Here is a 25,945-nt window from a genome sequence, read left to right as displayed (position 1 = left end):
CGTTAAATAAATGTAAAAAACTTGCTTTTTTTTAAAAAACTGAATTGTAATTTTTTGTTAAAAAAGCCTTTTAGCCTGCAAAATTAATAAATAAACATGAATAAACTTCAAAATAAATCTTACTTAAGCCTTATTATAATACTTTTATTGCAAATACTCTTTTTTTATCTAGTGTTTTTGGAATACAGAGGTGAAAAACAGTTGTTGGTAATTACCCGAGAAGATAAAGTAGATAGAAAATTTAAGGATAAAGCACAAAAACTCTCAGATTTGATTGAAGGGACTCAAAATTATTTTAATCAATATATTCTTTTTAGGGAATTACCAGACCTTAAAAAATACAATGAGAGTCTTGTTTTAATGGCAAAACACTTGAATGATCTTATTACAGATCAAGATCAAAGTATACGATTAAAAAGAAAGATTGAAAAAAATGTAAGACTTAATCAAAATTTAATTGATTTAAAACAAAAAACAGATTCTATAATAAACGATCAATCAACAATTTCTCAAAAGGTAAATTTGGATGAATTTTTAAAGCCAAGTAATTACAAATTTGAAGATGTTTTAAATAGTGTAGAGTTTGAAACGGATAAAAAAGTAGATAGTGTAAAGAAAAAAGGGTTGTTCTCAAGATTAGGCAGTGCTTTGAAGGGACAGAATGATATACAAAAAGAACAGATTAATAGTATATTACGTCTTAAATTTGGAAAAAAGGTAGTTTCTGGTGATATAAAACAGCAATTTAAAAATGTTTTATTAGAGTCACAAAAACATTATAATAAACAATTTGGAGCTATTGGGAGAAGTTTAACTAATATTAAAAAAGGAGAAAAAAGTTTAATTCAAAAAAATCAATCACTAGTTTCAACTTACCGTGAAGTAAATGATGAGTTAAAACTTATGATAGATACAGTATTAGATGATAATTCATTGAAAATAGAGGAACAAGCTAAAATCAATAAGGAGATACGATTCTATTTAATCATAACGGTCATGGTTTTAATTTTATTTATGTTATTTGTCTTATTAAAGTATATAACAGATGTATTTAAAGTTAAAAAAAGTTTGTCGGAAGCTAAAGATCAAATTACGAAAGATTTGTTTTTAAAGAATCGTATTATTTCAATACTAACTCATGAGATAAAAACACCCATAAGTATTATTAATTTATATGGAGCATTTATGGGAAATAAAAATGAAAATACAGAATTAAAAGAGTTTTTTGATACAGTAGTTTACACATCCAATACATTAACACATATTTCCAATCAAGCAGTAGAATTAGTGAAAAATAACGAAGGAGATGTAGAATTAAAACTAGAACCCATTAATATGTATGATGAAACGACTGCTATTGTTAATTCATTAAAGATTTTTGCTTCTTCAAAAAATATTGAGTTAATATTTAAAAATGAGTTGCCTACTAATTGGATTGTGCAATATGATAAAGCTAAGTTTTATCAGTTAGTTTATAATATTGTTGGGAATGCTGTTAAGTTCGCAAAAACAAGAATTGAAATTATAGCTAAATTAGAAAAAAAACAAGATACTCAGAGTTTTTCTTTTACTGTAAAAGATGATGGGATAGGAATTTCAAAAGAAGATAAAGAAAAGATATTTGATTTAGAATATCAGAGTAAAAATAATAAATCAGTTGACTCTTTAAGCTTAGGATTAGGATTGTATTTGTGTAAAAATATTATAAAAGCAAGTAATGGCACAATTTCTGTTGAGAGCGAATTAAATAAAGGAAGTCAAATTAAGTTTAATCTGAATTTAAAAAAATAATGAACATAAAAGGAGAAAAGAAAGTCTTAATTGCAGATGACCATGCAGTAGTATGTCGCGGGATAGAAGTATTGGTAACACCTGCATTTGAAAAAGCAACATTTTCTTATGCTAATTCAATTCAACAAGTTTTAGATACAATAGAACAAAATCAATACGATGTATTATTGTTAGATGTAAATTACGCGGATGGAAATTTAACACAAAAAATTTCTGAAATTAGACAAAAATCAGCTCAAGCAAAGATTATTGTTTTTACAAGTGGATTGTCATTTAAAGAATTTAATGTTTTAAAAAAAGAAGTAAATGCTATTTTAACGAAACAATCAGAAGCTTCAGCTTTTATACATATATTAGAAACCGTTTTTAATGCTGGAGGATTTGTAAGTTCACCATTAAACGAGGAAAAAGTAAAACGTTTAGAAACACTTACGGAAAGAGAATTGGATATATTAGAATGTATGTTAAGTGGTATGGGAAATAAAGAGATGGTTTATCATTTAGATATAAAAGAATCTACTATCTCGACTTTGCGTAAAAGAATTTTAGGTAAGTTGGACTTAAACAATAATGTTGAATTGTTGAATTATTTTACAGAAAATATTTTGTAGAATTTTGTTTCTTGTAATTGTTAAATTTAAAAGAATAATCAAAAAATGATCTAGTAGATTTTTTATCTATAATTGTTTTTATCGATCGCTTTTTTTTAATAGTTAAAAGAAAACGAATGATGTAAACCCTTTAGATATGCTGTTTTGAAGATCTTTAAAACTTTGTTTTATGTGATTTTCAATAGGATAGCTTCTAGAGGTTTTTTTTTATGTAGAAAATTTTCTAGCCAAAAAGAAAAGAAAAAAATAAAAAAAGAATTACTTTTACAATATAATTTGTTTAAAAAGAATCGTATGAAGCTTTTTGTTGACCTAAGAAACAGCCCTCCTGTTCCTTTTGATGATGGGCCTCCGCCTGTAGGTTTGAGTGTAGGGTGTAGTGAAAGTGTCCTTATTGTTATGGCATTTTTTTTATGGTTTTATCATTCTTATAGAAAAAAAATAGGATGATTTTTAGTTAGATGCTTTGGGTTATAGTGCTTAAATATGTGTATTATGAGAAAAAAAACTATTTTTCTTTTTTGTTTTTTATTTTTTTTAGTAAGTGAAAATTATTCACAGTTATATGTAGGAGGAGATTCCAATAAGTATTTTTTTGTACAAGGAGTTCTTGTAACGGTTCAAGGAAATGTTAATTTGGCAAGTTCAGAAGGGAACTTCTTTTTAAGAAAAGATGGTCAGCTTATGCAAACCTCTTCTGGAACTTCGACTAATACAGGTTTAGGAAATCTTTCAGTTTTTCAAGAAGGAACTGTTAATAACTACCAGTATAATTACTGGTGTTCTCCTGTAGGTGAACCTAGTTCTGTAGCAGGTAATTCTAAATTTGGGATAAGTAGGCTAAAATTACCACTTACTACATTAGGAAAATCAGATGCAGTTATAACTTCTGGACTTGATGGGGTTTCAGCAAATGGATCACTCACAATTTCTAAAAGATGGATACATACTTATCAACAATCAAGTGCCTATAGTGGATGGGTCTTTAAGGGAGATGCTATTGACATAAAGGCAGGCGAAGGATTTTCGATGAAAGGAACTATGGGAACTGATAACACGGTACCTGTTGCAGGTTTAACGCTAAATAATTCAGGAAGTAATCAGCGTTATGACTTTAGAGGAAAACCTAATTCTGGTGATATAAAAGTACCTGTAGCAAATGGGAAACTTACGTTAACAGGTAATCCCTATCCTAGTGCAATAGATTTAAATTTGTTTCTTAATGATGCCGCTAATACTCCTTTTTCCGATGGTACGGCTTTATTTTGGGAACATGATAAAACAGTAAACTCTCATTATTTAGGAGAATATAGAGGAGGATACGGAGTGTATAATGCAACTACCAGTGTTTATACTCCCGCTGTTTTTTATACCTATGATGCTGCCGGTAATAAAGGAACTATATATAGCGCACCAGGGCATGATTATAAGAGACGTTTTTCTCCTGTAGGTCAAGGATTTATGGTTCGAGGGAAAGCGAACGGTGAGCTGACTATAAAGAATAGCCATCGGGTGTTTGTAAAAGAAAACGTGACAAGTACAACTTCTCAATTTGAAAGAAAAAGTAATGCTAAATATAGTAGTGAATTCTATCCTATGATACCCAATGTTGCAGGGGTTGATTATACAAAAGAAAAAATAGTAAATCCTAATATTAAATTGAAAATTTCTTTTTGTGAAGGAGTAGCAACTAAAGAATTAGCATTAGTATTAATGAGTGGATGTCAGACAGGTGTTGATAGAGGAGATTCAAGACCTCCTTCACGATATACTAAAGATATAAATCTAATGATTGATCAAGAATCATTTATTCATGATTGTAGACCATTTGATATGAATACTAAATATCCTTTAAAATGTATGTCAGATCAAGATTGTGTTTTTAGAATTCAGAAAGCCTCAGAAGAAGCAATGACAAATTCAAAAGTATATTTACATAATAAAAAAGAGAATCTATATTACGACTTAAATGGAGAACCTATTCCATTTTCTGTCAAAAAAGGAGAAGATTCAGAAACATACGAAATCGTTTTCACTAACGAATCGGAAGTTTTAGATCTTGATGACGTTACGTTAGCTGATGATTTAGTGGTATATTATAATAAAGAACTAAGATCAGTTATTATAGAAAACAAAAAAGAACATGATTTAAAAGAAATTTGTCTGTTAGATTTAACAGGAAGAAACATTAAATGTTCGACTTTGGGAACTAATGAGAAATCTAAATATGTCATAGGAGTTGATTATATACAAGATCAAACATATATCGTCAAAATACAAGATAAATTAAAAAATACAATATCTAAAAAAATTATTATCTACTAAGGATGGTTGAAAATGAAGAGGAAATGAAATGATTGAATCTTCATTTTTTCTTTTAGAAATTGTCTTTTTTAATAGAAGAAATAAAAATAGCTCTTAAAAAAAATCCTTCAAAAAAATATTAAATAAAAAGAGTTGTACAAAAAGTACAACTTATAAGTTAGTAGAAGTTGCAAAATTGAGGTAATTTGTAGTGGCTTTTATTCATTTTTATAAATAAAACCTTGTTTAGTATTTAATAGTTCTTAAAATAAAAACTTAGAAGAAGAACAAAAACTTCCAAAAAAGAATCATATTAAAGAAAAGTCAAAAAAGATAAGTTGACATTGCATAAGTTCTTTTAAATAAAAAAAGTTTCTTTGGTTTTAAATGTATTGATTCTAATGTAAAATAATGGTGAAAAAAACATTAATTTTTTAAAAATAAAATTAAAATAATAAAAAATATGTTAATTTAGTTAGTATTTTTAGTTTGTAATAATTAAGATGGCAAAGTATGAGTGAAAAATAAAATAAATGATTTAGATAATTCCTTCCTTTAAACGAATTATCTTACTAAAAAATGGGGTCATAATTTAGAAATCATAATCTTACGATCATGTAAGATAGACATTTTGATAATTTAATTTTTTAGTTTATTACGGGTATCGTAGGTTATTCTTAACCTTACATAGAAGGTAAAAGTGTCTATTGTAAATCAATATAGCTTTTAATGATATCTTTTTAAAATTTTAAAATAATTGATTTTTTGTATTTTAAAAAGATAATAGTTTTAAATAGTGTAATATGTAAAAACATATTTATAAAACCTTATTCTAAAGTTTAAAATAAAAATTTAATATATGGTCGAAAAAATACCAAAAACATTTGGACATAAAGTTAGAAATTTAATTTTTCTAATGAGTTTTATTATGTCATTTTTTTTACCCGTTGAAAAATCATATTCGCAACGCGGATATAGTTTTCAGAAAAAGGGTTTTTTGAAGAGTTTAATTGTTGAAAATCAAAATATTAATTTAAAAACAAGGAAACCTCTATTAATACCTACTAATACTTTTGTAAATCCATTCATAGGGTTAAATTCTTTTCCTATCAACGGGATAAATAAAGATAAGTATTATGTGGATAGTAAGAAAAGAGTTCGTAGCACTTTTTTTATATTACTTGATTCAGATATTGATGGTATCGATGATAGTATTGATTTAGATGATGATAACGATGGAATATTAGACGTTGTTGAAGCGAGAACATGCGGATTACCGAGTTTTAAAATGGAAAGAATATTTTCTGATTTTGAATCAGGTGTGAATGGTGCATTGTCTACTGTTATTTCAGGAATGAGCAGTGTTGGAATTACAGGAACCTATACAAATGGTAGAAAAAAACCTAATAATTTTTCTACTAGTTTAGGTGAGATTTTACAGATGAATTCAACAGGTACAACGAATGCTTATTCTTCTACATATCCTTCATATTCACCTGTAACACCTTCAGGAAATTATGCTGCAGCTCCAGGTTCAGGATCAAGTAATCCTTTTCCGTTAAGTTTAAATAATGCAAATAAAGTTTTTAATGCAGCTACTTTTTCAAGTACACAGTCGGGAGGACTTTATACATTAGATCCAGGAACTCCTAAAACACCATCTTCTTTAACAACAACTGTTGATGTGAGTAGTTTTGAATTTAGAAAGAATTTAAATCAGCTTACAATATATCCTTCTTTTGTTATTGAATATGATTTTTTTCAAGCGAATGGAACTGCCGGAAATGAACCAGGAGCATATATAAGTAATGGTGTTGCAGATAATTTATGGGCAAATACAGGTACTACTTTAAGAGGTTTTTACACCTATAGAGCAAATACCTTATTCAAGGTAGATGCAGCTCCTTTTGTTGCTTCGGGTACACAAGTAGCAGCAGGGGATAACACCATTGATATTGCAAGTTTACCAAACAATAATAAGTGGTATCATCAAAAAGTAACATTTTCTTTGAATAGTGCCGAGAATGTATTAACAATAACATTAAACACTAGAGCCTATGATTCAAGTGGAAATCTTACGGGAACAAATTATCAAAGATCATGGACTAATAATGTAAATCTTTCAGCAAATGAAAGTTGGTTAAAGAACTTCACAGCAGGAATTTCTACAGATGGTGTAATTGATAATGTAGAAACTTATTATTTGGTTTGTGATTCAGATAATGATGGTATAGCAAATCATTTAGATTTAGATTCAGATAATGATACTTGTTCTGATGCAAATGAATATTATGATTCAGCCAATGCAGATGGAGGAGATAATGGTGTGTATGGAATAGGAAATCCTGTTGTAAATGGAAATGGAACAATAACTACAGCATCTTATTCTGGATCTTATACAAATGTTGTTTCAGCAGGGTCGGTTTCTAGCTTAAATATAACGGCACAACCCAACGATCAAACTATAGCTTTAGGTTCTAATGCTACTTTTGCTGCAACAGCAACAGGTGTTTCTACTGTTAAATATCAATGGCAAGAATCTCAAGACAACGGGACTAATTGGACTAATGTTTCTAATGGGGGGGTATATAGCGGTGCTACTACAGCTAGCCTTACACTTACGGCACCTCCAGTTAGCATGAATAACTATCAATACAAGTTAGTGATAAAAGAATCTAATTTTGTTTGTGGTGAAAAAGTTTCTAACGCAAAAATTTTAAAATTCACTAATGCTTTAGTAGCAAGTAATGAGGTTTTTGTAGATAAAGGAGGATCTGTATTAGGAAATGATATTTTAAACGGTGTTCCAGCTACTTTAACAACAGCTATTGTGACTCCTATTACAAACGGTCCTTTGTCTGTTGATGCGTCAGGTAATTTAACAGTTGCTCCAAAAACTGCTCCAGGGACTTATTCTGTAGTTTATACTGTTTGTCAAATAGGAGCTGTGCCAGCAAATTGTACTACAGCTACAGCTACAGTTATTATTAATGATGTTGATAATGATGGGATATATGATTCTGTAGATTTAGATAATGACAATGACGGTATTCTCGATACACAAGAAGGTCTATGTATCCCAGCACCTACGGGTACTTGGACTCTCATTAGTTCAACTGAAGCAACACAAAATTTAGGAAATGGCGTTGTTGTTAGAGTAAAATCATCAAAACCTGTTAGTAGTGGTTCAGGCACGGGAAATGGTTGGGCAAACGATACTTTTAATACACCATCTTTTTGGTCAAGAGCACTCTCTGTAAAACCTTCTCTATTAGGGAATATAGGTTTTGGAACAGAACTGACTGTTAGTTTTGAAGATGCTTCAGGTAATGCTATTGTTGTAAAACGTCCAGAAATTCATTTTGATCGCTTAGGAGGTAGAGATGCAGATACACCTCAAAAACAAAACAGTGCATTAATTACGCTACAAAATGGACTTACATGGGAAAAATTACCTAATGGAACCAATGACTTCTTTGCTACATCTGATGCGGTAAAAGATGGTGGTTCAGGTACCTTAGCAGCTTCTGGATGGGTAGGCGAAAGTACTCTAAATGATGCTGATGGTACAGCTGCGGGATCACTACAACTCACTAGTAATGTGTCTTCATTTAAGATGAATTTTATTCAAGATGGTGGTTTAGGAACTGGTTTTGACGGTATTGAAATGATTTTCTTCGCTTGTAAAGACCTAGATACAGACAACGATGGTAAACCAGATTATTTAGACCTTGATTCAGATGCAGATGGTTGTTCTGATGCTAATGAGTATTATAATACTGCAACCGCCGATGGTGGAGATGATGGAGTATATGGTACAGGTACCCCTGCAGTAAATGCTGATGGTACGGTTACAGCAGCGGGCTATAATGGTACAGGTTTAACTAATGTTACCACAGCAGGCTCTCTTGCTTCAATTACCACACAACCTAGCGACAAAACCATCTCTTTTGGGGCTAATGCTACTTTTACAGCAGTAGTAACCACAGGTTCTGGTACTACTAGCTATCAATGGCAAGAATCTCAAGACAACGGGACTAATTGGACCAATATTTCTAATGGGGGGGTATATAGCGGTGCTACTACAGCTAGCCTTACACTTACGGCACCTCCAGTTAGCATGAATAACTATCAATACAAGTTAGTGATAAAAGAATCTAATTTTGTTTGTGGTGAAAAAGTTTCTAACGCAAAAAAATTAAATATTACGACCACTCTTGTAGCAGTAAATGATCCAAAAATAACAGTTGCGAGTACAAATGCTATAGTTACAGTGCCAGGGAATGTTACGACAAATGATACATTAAATGGAGTAGCGGTTACCTCAGCTAATACCAATGTAACGCCTGTTACAACGGGTCCATTAAGCGTAGATTCAGAAGGAAATATAACGGTAGCGGCCAATACTCCATCAGGAGTTTATAATGTTACATATCAGTTATGTGAAGCAAATCCAGTTACGGGGTCTAATATAACCCCTTCAAATTGTACAACAGCCATTGCTATAGTAGAAGTTAAAAACACTATTGATGCAGTAGACGATGCCAAAGTAACAGTTGCCTCAGGAGGAAATATCCCAAATGTAACGTTAAACGATAAGTTAAACGGATCAAACGTTACGATAGGTGCAGCAGTAGGTCAAGTAAGTCTAACAGGTGTAAACGTTCCATTAGGCTTAACATTAAATCCAGATGGTACCATTAGCGTTGCAGCTGGTACGCCAAGTGGAATATATACAGTTGAATACAAAATATGTGAGAACGGCGCAATTCCAGTAAACTGCGATACAGCCATTGCAATAGTCGAAGTTAAAAACACTATTGATGCTAAAGATGACGCACTAACAGCAAATAGCTCAGGGGTTAGCATTACTCCAGCAGTAACACTAAACGATACTTTAGATGGAAAAGCAGTAGTAATAGGGACCAATCCAGGAGAGGTAACTCTTACCCCAGTAGGTATAGTTCCAGCAGGCTTAACATTAAATCTAGATGGTACCATTAGCGTAGCAGCTGGTACGCCAAGTGGAATATATACAGTTGAATACAAAATATGTGAGAACGGCGCAATTCCAGTAAACTGCGATACAGCCATTGCTACAGTTAGCGTTTTAAATTCAATTGATGCTAAAGATGACGCACTAACAGCAAATAGCTCAGGGGTTAGCATTACTCCAGCAGTAACACTAAACGATACTTTAGATGGAAAAGCAGTAGTAATAGGGATCAATCCAGGAGAGGTAACTCTTACCCCAGTAGGTATAGTTCCAGCAGGCTTAACATTAAATCTAGATGGTACCATTAGCGTAGCAACTGGTACGCCAAGTGGAATATATACAGTTGAATACAAAATATGTGAGAACGGCGCAATTCCAGTAAACTGCGATACAGCCATTGCTACAGTTAGCGTTTTAAATCCAATTGATGCTAAAGATGACGCACTAACAGCAAATAGCTCAGGGGTTAGCATTACTCCAGCAGTAACACTAAACGATACTTTAGATGGAAAAGCAGTAGTAATAGGGACCAATCCAGGAGAGGTAACTCTTACCCCAGTAGGTATAGTTCCAGCAGGCTTAACATTAAATCTAGATGGTACCATTAGCGTAGCAACTGGTACGCCAAGTGGAATATATACAGTTGAATACAAAATATGTGAGAACGGCGCAATTCCAGTAAACTGCGATACAGCCATTGCTACAGTTAGCGTTTTAAATCCAATTGATGCTAAAGATGACGCACTAACAGCAAATAGCTCAGGGGTTAGCATTACTCCAGCAGTAACACTAAACGATACTTTAGATGGAAAAGCAGTAGTAATAGGGACCAATCCAGGAGAGGTAACTCTTACCCCAGTAGGTATAGTTCCAGCAGGCTTAACATTAAATCTAGATGGTACCATTAGCGTAGCAACTGGTACGCCAAGTGGAATATATACAGTTGAATACAAAATATGTGAGAACGGCGCAATTCCAGTAAACTGCGATACAGCCATTGCTACAGTTAGCGTTTTAAATTCAATTGATGCTAAAGATGACGCACTAACAGCAAATAGCTCAGGGGTTAGCATTACTCCAGCAGTAACACTAAACGATACTTTAGATGGAAAAGCAGTAGTAATAGGGATCAATCCAGGAGAGGTAACTCTTACCCCAGTAGGTATAGTTCCAGCAGGCTTAACATTAAATCTAGATGGTACCATTAGCGTAGCAGCTGGTACGCCAAGTGGAATATATACAGTTGAATACAAAATATGTGAGAACGGCGCAATTCCAGTAAACTGCGATACAGCCATTGCTACAGTTAGCGTTTTAAATCCAATTGATGCTAAAGATGACGCACTAACAGCAAATAGCTCAGGGGTTAGCATTACTCCAGCAGTAACACTAAACGATACTTTAGATGGAAAAGCAGTAGTAATAGGGACCAATCCAGGAGAGGTAACTCTTACCCCAGTAGGTATAGTTCCAGCAGGCTTAACATTAAATCTAGATGGTACCATTAGCGTAGCAGCTGGTACGCCAAGTGGAATATATACAGTTGAATACAAAATATGTGAGAACGGCGCAATTCCAGTAAACTGCGATACAGCCATTGCTACAGTTAGCGTTTTAAATCCAATTGATGCTAAAGATGACGCACTAACAGCAAATAGCTCAGGGGTTAGCATTACTCCAGCAGTAACACTAAACGATACTTTAGATGGAAAAGCAGTAGTAATAGGGACCAATCTAGGAGAGGTAACTCTTACCCCAGTAGGTATAGTTCCAGCAGGCTTAACATTAAATCTAGATGGTACCATTAGCGTAGCAACTGGTACGCCAAGTGGAATATATACAGTTGAATACAAAATATGTGAGAACGGCGCAATTCCAGTAAACTGCGATACAGCCATTGCTACAGTTAGCGTTTTAAATCCAATTGATGCTAAAGATGACGCACTAACAGCAAATAGCTCAGGGGTTAGCATTACTCCAGCAGTAACACTAAACGATACTTTAGATGGAAAAGCAGTAGTAATAGGGATCAATCCAGGAGAGGTAACTCTTACCCCAGTAGGTATAGTTCCAGCAGGCTTAACATTAAATCTAGATGGTACCATTAGCGTAGCAGCTGGTACGCCAAGTGGAATATATACAGTTGAATACAAAATATGTGAGAACGGCGCAATTCCAGTAAACTGCGATACAGCCATTGCTACAGTTAGCGTTTTAAATCCAATTGATGCTAAAGATGACGCACTAACAGCAAATAGCTCAGGGGTTAGCATTACTCCAGCAGTAACACTAAACGATACTTTAGATGGAAAAGCAGTAGTAATAGGGACCAATCCAGGAGAGGTAACTCTTACCCCAGTAGGTATAGTTCCAGCAGGCTTAACATTAAATCTAGATGGTACCATTAGCGTAGCAGCTGGTACGCCAAGTGGAATATATACAGTTGAATACAAAATATGTGAGAACGGCGCAATTCCAGTAAACTGCGATACAGCCATTGCTACAGTTAGCGTTTTAAATTCAATTGATGCTAAAGATGACGCACTAACAGCAAATAGCTCAGGGGTTAGCATTACTCCAGCAGTAACACTAAACGATACTTTAGATGGAAAAGCAGTAGTAATAGGGATCAATCCAGGAGAGGTAACTCTTACCCCAGTAGGTATAGTTCCAGCAGGCTTAACATTAAATCTAGATGGTACCATTAGCGTAGCAGCTGGTACGCCAAGTGGAATATATACAGTTGAATACAAAATATGTGAGAACGGCGCAATTCCAGTAAACTGCGATACAGCCATTGCTACAGTTAGCGTTTTAAATCCAATTGATGCTAAAGATGACGCACTAACAGCAAATAGCTCAGGGGTTAGCATTACTCCAGCAGTAACACTAAACGATACTTTAGATGGAAAAGCAGTAGTAATAGGGATCAATCCAGGAGAGGTAACTCTTACCCCAGTAGGTATAGTTCCAGCAGGCTTAACATTAAATCTAGATGGTACCATTAGCGTAGCAGCTGGTACGCCAAGTGGAATATATACAGTTGAATACAAAATATGTGAGAACGGCGCAATTCCAGTAAACTGCGATACAGCCATTGCTACAGTTAGCGTTTTAAATCCAATTGATGCTAAAGATGACGCACTAACAGCAAATAGCTCAGGGGTTAGCATTACTCCAGCAGTAACACTAAACGATACTTTAGATGGAAAAGCAGTAGTAATAGGGATCAATCCAGGAGAGGTAACTCTTACCCCAGTAGGTATAGTTCCAGCAGGCTTAACATTAAATCTAGATGGTACCATTAGCGTAGCAGCTGGTACGCCAAGTGGAATATATACAGTTGAATACAAAATATGTGAGAACGGCGCAATTCCAGTAAACTGCGATACAGCCATTGCTACAGTTAGCGTTTTAAATCCAATTGATGCTAAAGATGACGCACTAACAGCAAATAGCTCAGGGGTTAGCATTACTCCAGCAGTAACACTAAACGATACTTTAGATGGAAAAGCAGTAGTAATAGGGATCAATCCAGGAGAGGTAACTCTTACCCCAGTAGGTATAGTTCCAGTAGGCTTAACATTAAATCTAGATGGTACCATTAGCGTAGCAGCTGGTACGCCAAGTGGAATATATACAGTTGAATACAAAATATGTGAGAACGGCGCAATTCCAGTAAACTGCGATACAGCCATTGCTACAGTTAGCGTTTTAAATTCAATTGATGCTAAAGATGACGCACTAACAGCAAATAGCTCAGGGGTTAGCATTACTCCAGCAGTAACACTAAACGATACTTTAGATGGAAAAGCAGTAGTAATAGGGATCAATCCAGGAGAGGTAACTCTTACCCCAGTAGGTATAGTTCCAGCAGGCTTAACATTAAATCTAGATGGTACCATTAGCGTAGCAGCTGGTACGCCAAGTGGAATATATACAGTTGAATACAAAATATGTGAGAACGGCGCAATTCCAGTAAACTGCGATACAGCCATTGCTACAGTTAGCGTTTTAAATCCAATTGATGCTAAAGATGACGCACTAACAGCAAATAGCTCAGGGGTTAGCATTACTCCAGCAGTAACACTAAACGATACTTTAGATGGAAAAGCAGTAGTAATAGGGATCAATCCAGGAGAGGTAACTCTTACCTCAGTAGGTATAGTTCCAGCAGGCTTAACATTAAATCTAGATGGTACCATTAGCGTAGCAGCTGGTACGCCAAGTGGAATATATACAGTTGAATACAAAATATGTGAGAACGGCGCAATTCCAGTAAACTGCGATACAGCCATTGCTACAGTTAGCGTTTTAAATCCAATTGATGCTAAAGATGACGCACTAACAGCAAATAGCTCAGGGGTTAGCATTACTCCAGCAGTAACACTAAACGATACTTTAGATGGAAAAGCAGTAGTAATAGGGATCAATCCAGGAGAGGTAACTCTTACCTCAGTAGGTATAGTTCCAGCAGGCTTAACATTAAATCTAGATGGTACCATTAGCGTAGCAGCTGGTACGCCAAGTGGAATATATACAGTTGAATACAAAATATGTGAGAACGGCGCAATTCCAGTAAACTGCGATACAGCCATTGCTACAGTCGAAGTTAAAAATGAATTAGTTGCTAAAAACGATAACTTAGGTACTGTAGCTACTTCTGCTACCACGAGTACCCCAGCAGGAAGCGTTTTAGTAAATAATAACGGAAACGGAGCCGATACATTAAATGGTGTTGCTGTAACGACAGCCAATACAGATGTAACCCCTGTTACAACAGGTTCTATTCGTATCGATGTAGATGGTAATGTAAAAATCGAGCCAGGTACCCCAAGTGGTACTTACACAGTTTCTTATACTATTTGTGAAACAGGAGCTACACCAGCAAACTGTAAAACAGCTGAAGTAATTGTTGAAGTTAAAAATGAATTAGTTTCTAAAAACGATAACTTAGGTACTGTAGCTACTTCTGCTACCACGAGTACCCCAGCAGGAAGCGTTTTAGCGAATAATGGAAACGGATTCGATACATTAAATGGTGTTGCAGTAACCACCGCCAACACAGATGTAACCCCTGTTACAACAGGTTCTATTCGTATCGATGTAGATGGTAATGTAACTATCCAGCCAGGTACCCCAAGTGGTACTTATACGATTCCTTATACAATTTGTGAAACAGGAGCTACACCAGCAAACTGTAAAACAGCTGAAGTAATTGTTGAAGTTAAAAATGAATTAGTTTCTAAAAACGATAACTTAGGTACTGTAGCTGCTTCTGCTGCCACGAGTACCCCAGCAGGAAGCGTTTTAGCGAATAATGGAAACGGAGCCGATACATTAAATGGTGTTGCTGTAACGACAGCCAATACAGATGTAACCCCTGTTACAACAGGTTCTATTCGTATCGATGTAGATGGTAATGTAACTATCCAGCCAGGTACCCCAAGTGGTACTTACACGATTCCTTATACAATTTGTGAAACAGGAGCAAATCCGGCAAACTGTAAAACAGCTGAAGTAATTGTTGAAGTTAAAAATGAGTTAGTTGCTAAGGACGATAACTTAGGTACTGTAGCTACTTCTGCTACCACGAGTACTCCAGCAGGAAGCGTTTTAGCGAATAATGGAAACGGAGCCGATACATTAAATGGTGTTGCTGTAACGACAGCCAATACAGATGTAACGCCCGTTATTACAGGTCCTATCCGTATCGATGCAGATGGTAATGTAAGCATCGAGCCAGGTACCCCAAGTGGTATTTACACGGTTTCTTATACTATTTGTGAAACAGGAGCCACACCAACAAACTGTAAAACGGCCACTGTAACAGTAACGGTTAATCCGTCAAACAATGAGGAACTTGTTATTTACAACCACATGACACCTAATGGAGATGGTGATAATGAAATATTCTTTATAGACGGAATATATAAATTTCCTAATAATTCAGTAGAAGTTTACAACCGTTGGGGAGTATTAGTGTACGAGGCAACAAGTTATAACAATAACGATCGCGCATTCCGAGGCATATCATCAGGAAGAGTTACGATTGAAAAATCAACACAATTGCCAGAAGGGACATATTATTATATGCTTAAATATGAAAACACAAGTGGTGTAACGAAAGAAAAAGCAGGTTATTTATATATCAATAGATAGAGAATTAATATTCCTCCGTCTTGAGGCGGAGGGTATTTAAAAAAAGAAAATGATATGAAAAACAAAATTATATATTTACTACTTTTAATGAGCGGAGTTATTTTTGCTCAACAAGAAGCACAGTATACTCAATATATGTACAACACTGCTAATGTAAATCCAGGTTATGCAGGAACTAGAGGATGTTTTAGTGCTTTAATAATGCACCGTTCCCAATGGGTAGGTTTAGAAGGAGCCCCTAAGACCAATACGTTAGCCTTAAGTACACCTTTAGGAATTAACAATAAAATGGGATTAGGAGTAAGTGTAATAAATGACAAAATAGGGCCTTCCGATGAAAATGCGATATCGGTAGATTTAAGTTATAATATTCCAGTTTCAGAGGGATCAAAATTGTCTTTTGGAATAAAAGGGACGGCAAATTTTTTTAGTGTTGATTTTAACAAAACTAAGATTCATAATGTGTCGGATGGTTTGATAAGACAAAATGTAGATAATCGTTTTTTTCCTAACGTAGGAGCTGGAGCATTTTGGTATTCAGAGAAGACCTATGTAGGCTTATCAATTCCCTTTATATTGGAGCAAAAATATTACGATAATGACGTGCAATACGTAGCAAGTGAGCGTATGCACCCACACTTAATAGCGGGTCATGTATTTCGTTTAAGTAGTGAAGTGCAGTTTAAGCCAACAACTATGATAAAATATGTAAACGGAGCCCCATTACAAGTTGATTTATCAGGTAATTTTTGGTTTAATGAAAAATTTTCATTGGGAGCGGCCTATCGTTGGAGTGCTGCATGGAGTGCCATGGCAGGATTTCAGATTAACGACTCTTGGCTAATAGGATACGCCTATGATCGAGATGTTACCAGATTAGGGAATTTTAATTCTGGTTCACACGAAGTATTTTTACGTTATGAATTGTTTAAACGAGTAGAAAAAGTGGTAGCCCCACGTTTCTTCTAAAACTATTATTATGAAAAAAATCATTTTATTTACTGTACTAGGATTGTCTTTGCATGGAGGATATGCACAAGCGAAAAAAATCATAAGAGCCGGTAATCACTATAATGGTTTAGCATACGTCGATGCAATTGATACCTACTTAAAAGTAGCTCAAAAAGGATACAAATCAAAAGAGTTATTTCAACGCTTAGGTGATTCGTATTATTACAATGCTAAATTCGTTGATGCAAATAAGTGGTATACTGAACTGTTTACTTTAGGTGAAACGGTAGATCCTGAGTACTATTATCGCTATTCACAAACGCTTAAATCATTAGAAGATTATAAAAAATCAGATGCGTATATGAATCAGTTTTATCAATTAACATCAAAGGATACCCGAGCGAATATATTTAATAATCAAAAAGATTATAAAAACACTATTGCAAAAAATTCAGGTCGTTTTGAGATAAAACCAGTGAGTATTAACGGTAGTTCTTCGGATTATGGTACAGCATTTTATGGAGATAAAGTTCTTTTTGCCTCAACAAGAGATACTATTGGAGTATTTAAAACAAAAGCAAAATGGACAGGTAAATCATTTACCAATCTGTATGTTGCCGATAAAAATGAAATAGGAGACGACCTTCTTAAAGCTACTCGTTTTTCTAAAGCAATCAACTCAAAGTACCACGAAGATTCTCCTGTTTTTACAAAAGATTTAAAAACAGTTTACTTTACCCGCAATAATTTTAATGAAGGAAAAGTAGGAAGAGATGATAAAAAAATCATCAATTTAAAAATCTATCGAGCTAGTTTAAATTCAAAAGGAGAGTGGGTAAATGTAGTAGAATTACCCTTTAATAGCGATCAATACAGTGTAGCGCATCCTGCCTTATCTCCTGATGAAAAGACATTATATTTTGCCTCCAATATGCCGGGAACATACGGAGAATCTGATTTGTTCAAGGTTGCTATTTTAGGAGAAAACAGCTACGGAACACCTGTTAACTTAGGCAATACCATCAATACAGAATCAAGAGAAACCTTTCCTTTTATTACAGATAAAGGCGTGTTATATTATGCCACTGATGGTCAGCAAGGATTAGGAGGATTAGATATTTATGCTACCCAACTAGACGATAAAGGAATGGTGTCCAATTTAATAAATATAGGATCCCCAGTAAATGGTCCCATGGATGATTTTGCCTTTATCATAGATGAAAAAGGCAAAGGCTTCTTTTCATCCAATCGAGTAGGAGGTAAAGGATTAGATGATATTTATAGCTTCATAGAAAAATCACCATTAAATTTAGAAATTCAACACGAGCTATCAGGAGTCGTTACTAATTCAGAAACCTCAGAAGTAATTCCAGGAGCAACTGTAACATTATATGATGAAAAATTTAATGAAATAGGAAAAGTTATTGCAGATGAGAAAGGATTTTATGATTTCAAAAAAGTTCCAGCTGGTAAAAAATATTACGTTAGAGCAGAAAAAGAAGATTATGAAACCAAAGAAAAACCAGTAAATATTCCAAATAAAACAGGCAAAACAAATCTACCTATTGATACCGCTAAAAAAGTACGAGAAATAAAAGAAGGCTCTGATTTAGCAAAAATATTTGAAATAAAAATTATTTATTTTGATTTAGATAAATCATTTATACGTTCCGATGCAGCAGTAGAATTAGCTAAGATTTTAGAAGTGATGAAACAATATCCTAGTATGAAAGTAGATGTTAGATCACATACAGATTGTCGTCAAACAGCCTCATATAATGCTAAGTTATCAGACCGTAGAGCCAAAGAAACAGTAGCATGGCTGGTTAAAAATGGCATAGCCAAAGAACGATTAACAGGTCGTGGTTACGGAGAATCACAATTAGTAAATGATTGTGGATGTGAACCAACGAACCAATCTTCTTGTACAGAAGAACAACATCAAGCAAACAGAAGAAGTGAGTTTATTATCGTAAAAATGTAATATAATCAGAACTTAATTAAAAAAGCACCTTGGAAAAGGTGCTTTTTTCGTTAATAATTTTTTGTTAATAGATTTATCTTTACTTGTTTAATGTGTTCTAATTCTTATTTTTGCTTTGCTATTTATAAATAACAATAGAATAATGAATCTGAAAAATTTTTTAACTACAGTATTGTTAACAGTTTCTACTGTAAGTTTTTCACAAAATACAAATAAAGACATATTGTTTACAATTGATGAAAATCCTTATTATACTGATGAATTTTTACGAGTTTATAATAAGAATATTGATCTAGTTAAGGATGAATCACAAAAAGATTTAAATGCTTATTTAGATTTATATGTAGCTTATAAATTAAAAATTAATAAAGCTAATAAACTGAGTTTGCAAAATGGAGAACAATACAAAAATGAATTACGTTCTTATAGAAATCAATTAGCTAAAAATTATACTTCTGATATTAAAGTTACCAAAGCATTAATAAATGAAGCATATACTAGAATTAAGAAAGAAATAAAAGCAGCACATATTTTAATTTTATGTGATGAAAATGCAACTCCTGAAGATACCTTAAAAGCCTATAAACAAATTCAGGATATAAAAAGTAGAGTACAAAAAGGAGAGTCTTTTGAGTCATTAGCTATTCAGTACTCTCAAGATCCTTCGGCTAAAGAAAATAAGGGGAATCTAGGATATTTTTCTGCTTTTCGTATGGTTTATCCTTTTGAATCCGCAGCTTATAATACAAAAAATGGAGAAGTTTCTATGCCTGTGCGTACAAAATTTGGATACCATCTGATAAAAGTACAAGATATAAGAGAAAATAGAGGAGAGGTAACAGTGGCTCATATCATGATCCTAAAATCTCAAAGTAATACAGATCTAGATATTACAAAATCGAGAAATTCAATTTTTGATATTTATGCAAAATTAAAACAAGGAGAAAATTTTGCCACTTTGGCTAATCAATATTCAGAAGATAAAAGTTCTGCTCCTAAAGGAGGTACTTTACCTCGGTTTAGTTCAGGTCAATTAAGTTCCGATGTTTTTGAAAACAAAGCGTTTGAATTAAAAAATACAGGAGATTATTCAGAACCTTTTGAAAGTCAGTTTGGTTGGCATATAGTAAAACTTATAGAAAAGCATCCTGTAAAAAAAATAGAAGAAATGGAACGTGAATTGGATGCTAAAATAAGAAAAGATGATCGTTCTAAAATAATTGTTTCCGCATTAACATCTAAGCTACGTCAAAAATATTCTGTAAAACATAATGAAAAAATGTTAACAGAAATTAAAAATACAGTAACAGACAGCTATTATACTACAGAATGGAAAATGCCAGAAGATAAAAAACAATTTGATGGCGAATTAGTAAAAATAGTAGATAAATCTATTGCAGGAACCACATTTTTAAATGAATTAAATTCACAGCAAAAAGCAAAATCAAAAATAAAACCAATTGGTAAACTAGTAGATCAGTTATATGCTAATTTTATAGACAATCAGTTGAATATTTATTATAATGAAAATTTAGAAAAGGAATTTCCTGATTTTGCTAATATTGTAGAAGAGTATAGAGATGGTTTATTGTTATTTGATTTAATGGAAAAGGAAATTTGGAATAAGGCTAAACAAGATACAATCGGACTTAAAAAATATTTTCAAGAAAATAAATTAAAATATCAATGGAAGAATAGAGCAGAAGTAATAACCGTATCTTCTACTAATGAAGAATTTGTTAAAAAAGCACAAAAATTATTAAAAGAAAATGCCTCTATTGAACTCTTAAAAGAAAAATTAAATACAAAAGAAGTAATTAATGTCATACCTAAAAAAGAAACAATTGAAGAAGGGAATAATGCTAATATCCCTTTAAAAGAAGGTATTTCTAAAATTTATAAAGAAAAAGAGTATTTTTACGTTACCAAAGTGTTAAAAATTTTGCCAGCTAAACAAAAAGAATTGGAAGAAACTAAAGGCAAAGTTATTAGTGATTATCAGCAATATCTTGAAGATAATTGGGTTTCAGAACTCAAAAAAGAATTTAAAGTTAATATAAATAATAATGTTTTTGAAAAGTTAAAAACATCTAAATAAAAAGTAATAAAGCCATAAAAATGAAATTAATTCAAAAAGTAAGTGTTTTTCTAACTTTATTCATTGCCGTTTTTTCGACTACTGCTCAAAAAACAAAAGTTGATGGTGTAGTTGGAGTAGTTGGAGATTATATAATCTTGGATTCAGATATTGATAAAACCTATATAGAACTAAAACAGCAAGGAATTAATACAAAAGAAATTTCTCGTTGTCAAATGTTAGGTAAATTATTAGAAGATAAACTATATGCACATCAAGCAGTTCAAGATAGTATTAATGTAACCGATACAGAAGTAAATCAAAAATTAGAAGAACAATTAGATTACGCCAAACAACAATTAGGCTCAATTGAAAAAGTAGTTGAATACTATAGAAAAAACAGTGAACAAGAATTGAGAACAGAATTATTTGATATTATTAAATCAAATAAATTAACGGCAGAAATGCAAAAGAAAATTGTAGATCGTGTAACAATTACTCCCGAAGAAGTACGAGATTTCTATAAAAAAATTCCCAAAGAAGAATTACCTGTTTTTGGAGCAGAAATGGAATTAGCCCAAATTGTAATAAAACCAGAAATAACTAAAGAATCCAAACAAGCCATTATCGATCAATTAAAAGCGTTAAAAAAAGAAGTGCTAGAAAATAGCGCAAGTTTCTTTACTAAAGCCGTTTTATATTCCGAAGATCCAGGATCTAAAAATAATGGAGGTTATTATAAGATGAATCGCAAAACCCAATTTGTAAAAGAGTTTAAAGACGTAGCCTTTAGTTTACAAGAAGGAGAAATTTCAGAACCTTTTGAAACGGAATTCGGTTATCATATTATTCAATTAGAAAAAATAAAAGGACAAGATTTAGAATTACGCCATATCGTCATTGCACCTAAAGCATCTGATAAAGCCATAAAAGAAGCAAAAGAAAAAATAGAAAAAATTAGATCCCGTATTTTAAATAAAGAGTTAACTTTCGCCCAAGCAGCTCGACAGTCTTCTGATGAAAAAGAAACTAAAAATGATGGAGGCGTTTTGATAAACCCCAAAACACAAGATACTCGTTTTGAATTGACTAAAATGGATCCTTCTATTTACGGAGTAGTAGCAAACCTAAAAGACGGAGAAATATCGTATCCTGTAACAGACGAAGATAGAACAGGAGCGAAGTTTTTTAAAATTATGACCGTAACTAATCGTTTTGAAGAGCATACAGCGGATTACGCAAAAGATTATCTGCGTTTAAAAGAATTAGCACTAAAAGAAAAACAATTAAAAGAAATTGGGAAATGGAGTGCAGATAAAATTAAAGAAACTTATATCAAAATTAATGGAGAGTACCGTGATTGTACCTTTACAAATAACTGGTTAAAGAAATAATTTTTTATTTTGATAGAAAAAGAGTTAATTTTATGTCCTTATAGAATTAACTCTTTTTTTGTTATTTATAGTTATAAGAAAGAGTTTCTTATAACTATTATCTATGTCTACTCTTACTGCTTTTTTAAAAGAAAATAATACAAAATTAAAAGAAATAAAGAAACTAACTGTTCGTGATTTAGATCAATTAGAACCTAATTTATTTGTTGCTTATGTAGATCAAAAAGATAAAAGTTACGATGTACAAATAAGACTAAATTCTAAAAAGCAAATAGAAACAACCTCTTGTGATTGCTCAGATGGAGCCATTTGTATACATATGGTAGCATTAGCTGATTTTTTAAAAAATCAAACAAAAACAACTGAAACATCAAAAAAAAGAATCCTTAAAAAACAGTCCGAATCAGATCAATTATTAGAAGCTATTTCAGATCTTGATTTGCGAATTTGGATAGCGGATTTGTTAAATACCAATAAAGAAATAGCCTTTGTTTTTAAAAATAAATTTTCTAAAGAAGAAATTCAAATTTCAGAAGAAAAGCTTACAGCTGTTATTAATGAATCTATAAAATCCATTATAGGAAAAAGAAAAACAGTACAAACTAATGAGGTTAAAAAAATTATAGATACTCTTCAAATAAGTCTAAAGCCTTATACTGATGCTCTTTTACAAAATCAAACCCTAGAAAATCTAAAACATATTAATTATATAGCCAAAGAACTTTGGCAATTTTATGATGACTATTATTTAAATACGACTCGAATAGGAACCTTTATCAATAAAATAAAAGAAACCTTTATTACAAATCTTTTATTACTAAAAGATTTTGACCTATGGTGTGAAAGAGTAGAGGATTTGATAGCCTTTGAAATAACAGATGAAAAACATACCCATTTTTTTTATACAGATAAGATTTATAAATTTTCAAAAACAAACGAGTTAAAACTTGCTTTTTTCTTGAATAAATTGGAAGAAAAAACAAAACCCTTTTTGGAAAAAAAAGAAAATTGGAGCTTAGAAAATTTTCATTTAAAAGCATTTGTTTTACCTATTTATATTGAACAAGGGTTGTTTGCTAAATACGTAAAAATCTTTAAACCTGTAAAATTCCAAAACGACTATAACCTCTTACTTATTCAAGCATTAAAAGAACTAGGCGAAAATGAAAAAGTAGAAAAATACGCCTTAGATCAAATTGCCAATAATTATTATTATGAGGAATTTAACATTCCTTATGTAAAAATTTTAGATGAACTATATCGCAAACTAGAGCAAAATGATAAATTGGCCTTATTACTAGCACGACACGGGAAATATATTTTTAGTCTAAATAATTATGAATTAATAAAAAAATATGCTCCTTCAGAAGATTTTAAAAAGTACAGACAAGCTTTGTTGACAAATGCAACTAATGCCATAGTTTCTGGAAATCTAGAAGCATTTGAGTTGTATTATCAATTAAAAAAAGATGAAGGGAAACAAGAATTTCTTTTTGATATTTTAAATAAAACAAATAGTTATACCATTTTTAATCAATACAAAGAAGATGCTTTTAAAATGTCGGAAATGAAATTCTTAAAAGCATTATGCAATATCCGTAATTCATCATTATACGAGAAAAAAGAGGTAAACGAAATTGTTCAATTTATAATAAAAAATTACGATGAAAAACAATTGGAATTTTATCTAAAACAATTCAGAGGTTTTAATGAAGTGCTAAAAGTATTATGGAAAAACTATTAGATGACTAATTAGCTTTGTTTCAAATTTTTTTAAATCAAATAAAAACATTAGTTTTAACCTTTTTAAAAGAAAAAGTTTTCTTATGAAAGAGTTATGATTTTATATGTTTTTCAATTTTAAAATCAAAAAATATAAAATAACATAGAATGTCAGATGTAACAGCTATAGAACGATTAGTTCAAAAACAAAAAGAATTAAAAGCAGAAATTGCCAAAATAATTGTAGGACAAGAAGAAGTAGTCAATCAAATTGTATTAAGCGTTTTTTCTGGTGGGCATGCACTTTTAGTAGGAGTGCCAGGATTGGCAAAAACCCTGATGGTCAATACTATTTCGCAAGCTTTAGGATTGGACTTTAAACGTATTCAGTTTACTCCAGATTTAATGCCATCTGATATTTTAGGAAGCGAAATTTTAGATGAAAATCGCACTTTTAAATTCATAAAAGGACCTGTTTTTTCTAATATCATCTTAGCAGATGAGATAAATCGTACACCGCCAAAAACCCAAGCAGCACTTTTAGAAGCGATGCAAGAAAAATCAGTTACAGTAGCAGGACATCATTATAAACTAGAGCTGCCTTTTTTTGTATTAGCTACTCAAAACCCCATAGAACAAGAAGGAACTTATCCCTTACCAGAAGCACAATTAGATCGTTTCATGTTTGCTATCAAGTTAAACTATCCAACCTTTGCAGAAGAAGTAATGGTGGTTAAAAGTACTACATCAGATTTTAAAGCAAACGTAAAACCATTATTTACACCAAATGAAATTATTGAATTTCAACAGTTAATTCGTAGAATACCTGTTACAGATAATGTGATCGAGTATGCGGTAACTTTAGTTTCCAAGACTCGTCCGGATAATGTTTTAGCACCCGATTTAGTAAAAAACTATATTGATTGGGGAGCTGGGCCACGTGCTTCACAAAATTTAATACTAGCTGCTAAGACGCATGCGGCCTTACAAGGTAAATTTAGTCCTGATATAGAAGATGTACAAGCTGTAGCGATAGGGATTTTACGTCACCGTATTGTTAAAAATTATAAAGCAGATGCCGAAGGGATTACAGAAGAAAGTATTATTCAAAAATTATTCTAATATGAGATGGATTGGAATAATAATAGCGCTGTTTTTCTTATCCTTTCAAGAGAAACCTAAAAAAATTGAGGCTGTTAAAGGGAAAACCTCCTATCCTTTTTGGGTACAAGCACCCCAAGAAGGAGAAAAATTACCTTTATTACTTTTCTTACACGGAAAAAGTCTCTCTGGTACCAATTTGAATCGCGTAAAACGCTACGGCGTCCTTCGTGCTATAGAACGAGGACGTAAGATTGATGCAGTAGTTATGGCACCTCAATTAGCTAAAGGAGCTTGGAATCCAGATAAAGTACTAGAACTTATTCAATATGCAAAAGAAAATTATGCTATAGATGCAACTCGTATTTATGTTTGTGGAATGAGTTTAGGAGGATATGGAACTCTGCATTTTGCAGGGAAATACCCCAATGAATTAACAGCAGCTGTTGCTATATGTGGAGGAGGAAATACAGCAGATAGTTTTAATCTAGCACAACTTCCTTTATGGATCATTCACGGAGCAAAAGACTTTGTAGTACCTTTACGAGAATCTTCAAAAGTATACGAAGCTATAAAAAAATGTATACCCGAAGCAGATGCCACTTTTACAATAGAGCCCAATGGGAATCATGGTAGTGTAGAACGTTATTTTCATAAAGACAGCTTTTATGATTGGTTATTTAAATATATAAAAGCTAAAAAATAATAAAAAACATATTTTTTAAAAACAAAACAGGTTCTATTTCGTTAAAATACAACCTGTTTTTTTTATTTATTTTTAAATATAAAGTGCAGATTTTGATATTTTGGTAAAAAATAATGAACGATTGCGATATTTGTTTGGAAAATTTT

General features: G+C 32.7%; 12 protein-coding genes. All 12 read left to right on the top strand.

The genetic code is table 11. The features are described from left to right. Nucleotides 1-96 precede the first annotated feature (96 nt). The 12 genes from NAB20_RS00145 to NAB20_RS00090 all read left to right on the top strand — a co-directional run bounded on the left by NAB20_RS00145 (nucleotide 97) and on the right by NAB20_RS00090 (nucleotide 25,799). Entirely contained in the window at nucleotides 97-1,791 is a 1,695-nt protein-coding gene (locus NAB20_RS00145) for a sensor histidine kinase (protein ID WP_375605305.1), read from the top strand. Further along, nucleotides 1,791-2,402, top strand: coding sequence for a response regulator transcription factor (locus tag NAB20_RS00140; protein WP_105196562.1), 612 nt, complete (start codon nucleotides 1,791-1,793; stop codon nucleotides 2,400-2,402). The genes NAB20_RS00145 and NAB20_RS00140 overlap by 1 nt, the downstream gene beginning before the upstream one ends. A gap of 294 nt (nucleotides 2,403-2,696) precedes the next feature. Continuing rightward, nucleotides 2,697-2,852, top strand: coding sequence for a hypothetical protein (locus tag NAB20_RS00135; RefSeq protein WP_164849153.1), 156 nt, complete (start codon nucleotides 2,697-2,699; stop codon nucleotides 2,850-2,852). Between the two features lie 45 nt (nucleotides 2,853-2,897). Further along, nucleotides 2,898-4,727, top strand: a complete 1,830-nt coding sequence (locus NAB20_RS00130) for a hypothetical protein (RefSeq protein ID WP_375605304.1) — start codon at nucleotides 2,898-2,900, stop codon at nucleotides 4,725-4,727. A 976-nt stretch (nucleotides 4,728-5,703) separates the two neighbouring features. After that, the gene (locus NAB20_RS00125) at nucleotides 5,704-15,864 is read left to right on the top strand and encodes a gliding motility-associated C-terminal domain-containing protein (protein ID WP_375605303.1); all 10,161 of its coding nucleotides are present in this window, start codon (nucleotides 5,704-5,706) and stop codon (nucleotides 15,862-15,864) included. A gap of 54 nt (nucleotides 15,865-15,918) precedes the next feature. Beyond that, entirely contained in the window at nucleotides 15,919-16,833 is a 915-nt protein-coding gene (locus NAB20_RS00120; protein ID WP_088392661.1) for a type IX secretion system membrane protein PorP/SprF, read from the top strand. 10 nt (nucleotides 16,834-16,843) lie between these two features. After that, on the top strand, nucleotides 16,844-18,799 hold the full coding sequence (locus tag NAB20_RS00115; protein ID WP_088392663.1) for an OmpA family protein: 1,956 nt from the start codon (nucleotides 16,844-16,846) through the stop codon (nucleotides 18,797-18,799). A 142-nt stretch (nucleotides 18,800-18,941) separates the two neighbouring features. Continuing rightward, nucleotides 18,942-20,897, top strand: coding sequence for a peptidylprolyl isomerase (locus NAB20_RS00110; RefSeq protein ID WP_375605302.1), 1,956 nt, complete (start codon nucleotides 18,942-18,944; stop codon nucleotides 20,895-20,897). Between the two features lie 20 nt (nucleotides 20,898-20,917). Continuing rightward, on the top strand, nucleotides 20,918-22,270 hold the full coding sequence (locus tag NAB20_RS00105; protein WP_105195806.1) for a peptidylprolyl isomerase: 1,353 nt from the start codon (nucleotides 20,918-20,920) through the stop codon (nucleotides 22,268-22,270). A 103-nt stretch (nucleotides 22,271-22,373) separates the two neighbouring features. Continuing rightward, on the top strand, nucleotides 22,374-24,014 hold the full coding sequence (locus NAB20_RS00100; RefSeq protein WP_375605301.1) for an SWIM zinc finger family protein: 1,641 nt from the start codon (nucleotides 22,374-22,376) through the stop codon (nucleotides 24,012-24,014). A gap of 146 nt (nucleotides 24,015-24,160) precedes the next feature. Then, entirely contained in the window at nucleotides 24,161-25,114 is a 954-nt protein-coding gene (locus tag NAB20_RS00095; protein WP_088392671.1) for a MoxR family ATPase, read from the top strand. Between the two features lies 1 nt (nucleotide 25,115). Continuing rightward, entirely contained in the window at nucleotides 25,116-25,799 is a 684-nt protein-coding gene (locus NAB20_RS00090; protein WP_088392675.1) for a prolyl oligopeptidase family serine peptidase, read from the top strand. Nucleotides 25,800-25,945 lie beyond the last annotated feature (146 nt).

The sequence above is a fragment of the Flavobacterium davisii genome (genome assembly GCF_042182265.1).
Taxonomy (GTDB): domain Bacteria; phylum Bacteroidota; class Bacteroidia; order Flavobacteriales; family Flavobacteriaceae; genus Flavobacterium; species Flavobacterium davisii.
This window is presented reverse-complemented; position numbering and strand designations above follow the sequence as displayed.

What these genes read in the sequence shown, in the direction of transcription:
- NAB20_RS00145 (WP_375605305.1), top strand. Translation starts at nt 97, where the DNA reads ATGAATAAACTTCAAAATAAATCTTACTTAAGCCTTATTATAATACTT.
- NAB20_RS00140 (WP_105196562.1), top strand. Translation starts at nt 1,791, where the DNA reads ATGAACATAAAAGGAGAAAAGAAAGTCTTAATTGCAGATGACCATGCA.
- NAB20_RS00135 (WP_164849153.1), top strand. Translation starts at nt 2,697, where the DNA reads ATGAAGCTTTTTGTTGACCTAAGAAACAGCCCTCCTGTTCCTTTTGAT.
- NAB20_RS00130 (WP_375605304.1), top strand. Translation starts at nt 2,898, where the DNA reads ATGAGAAAAAAAACTATTTTTCTTTTTTGTTTTTTATTTTTTTTAGTA.
- NAB20_RS00120 (WP_088392661.1), top strand. Translation starts at nt 15,919, where the DNA reads ATGAAAAACAAAATTATATATTTACTACTTTTAATGAGCGGAGTTATT.
- NAB20_RS00115 (WP_088392663.1), top strand. Translation starts at nt 16,844, where the DNA reads ATGAAAAAAATCATTTTATTTACTGTACTAGGATTGTCTTTGCATGGA.
- NAB20_RS00110 (WP_375605302.1), top strand. Translation starts at nt 18,942, where the DNA reads ATGAATCTGAAAAATTTTTTAACTACAGTATTGTTAACAGTTTCTACT.
- NAB20_RS00105 (WP_105195806.1), top strand. Translation starts at nt 20,918, where the DNA reads ATGAAATTAATTCAAAAAGTAAGTGTTTTTCTAACTTTATTCATTGCC.
- NAB20_RS00100 (WP_375605301.1), top strand. Translation starts at nt 22,374, where the DNA reads ATGTCTACTCTTACTGCTTTTTTAAAAGAAAATAATACAAAATTAAAA.
- NAB20_RS00095 (WP_088392671.1), top strand. Translation starts at nt 24,161, where the DNA reads ATGTCAGATGTAACAGCTATAGAACGATTAGTTCAAAAACAAAAAGAA.
- NAB20_RS00090 (WP_088392675.1), top strand. Translation starts at nt 25,116, where the DNA reads ATGAGATGGATTGGAATAATAATAGCGCTGTTTTTCTTATCCTTTCAA.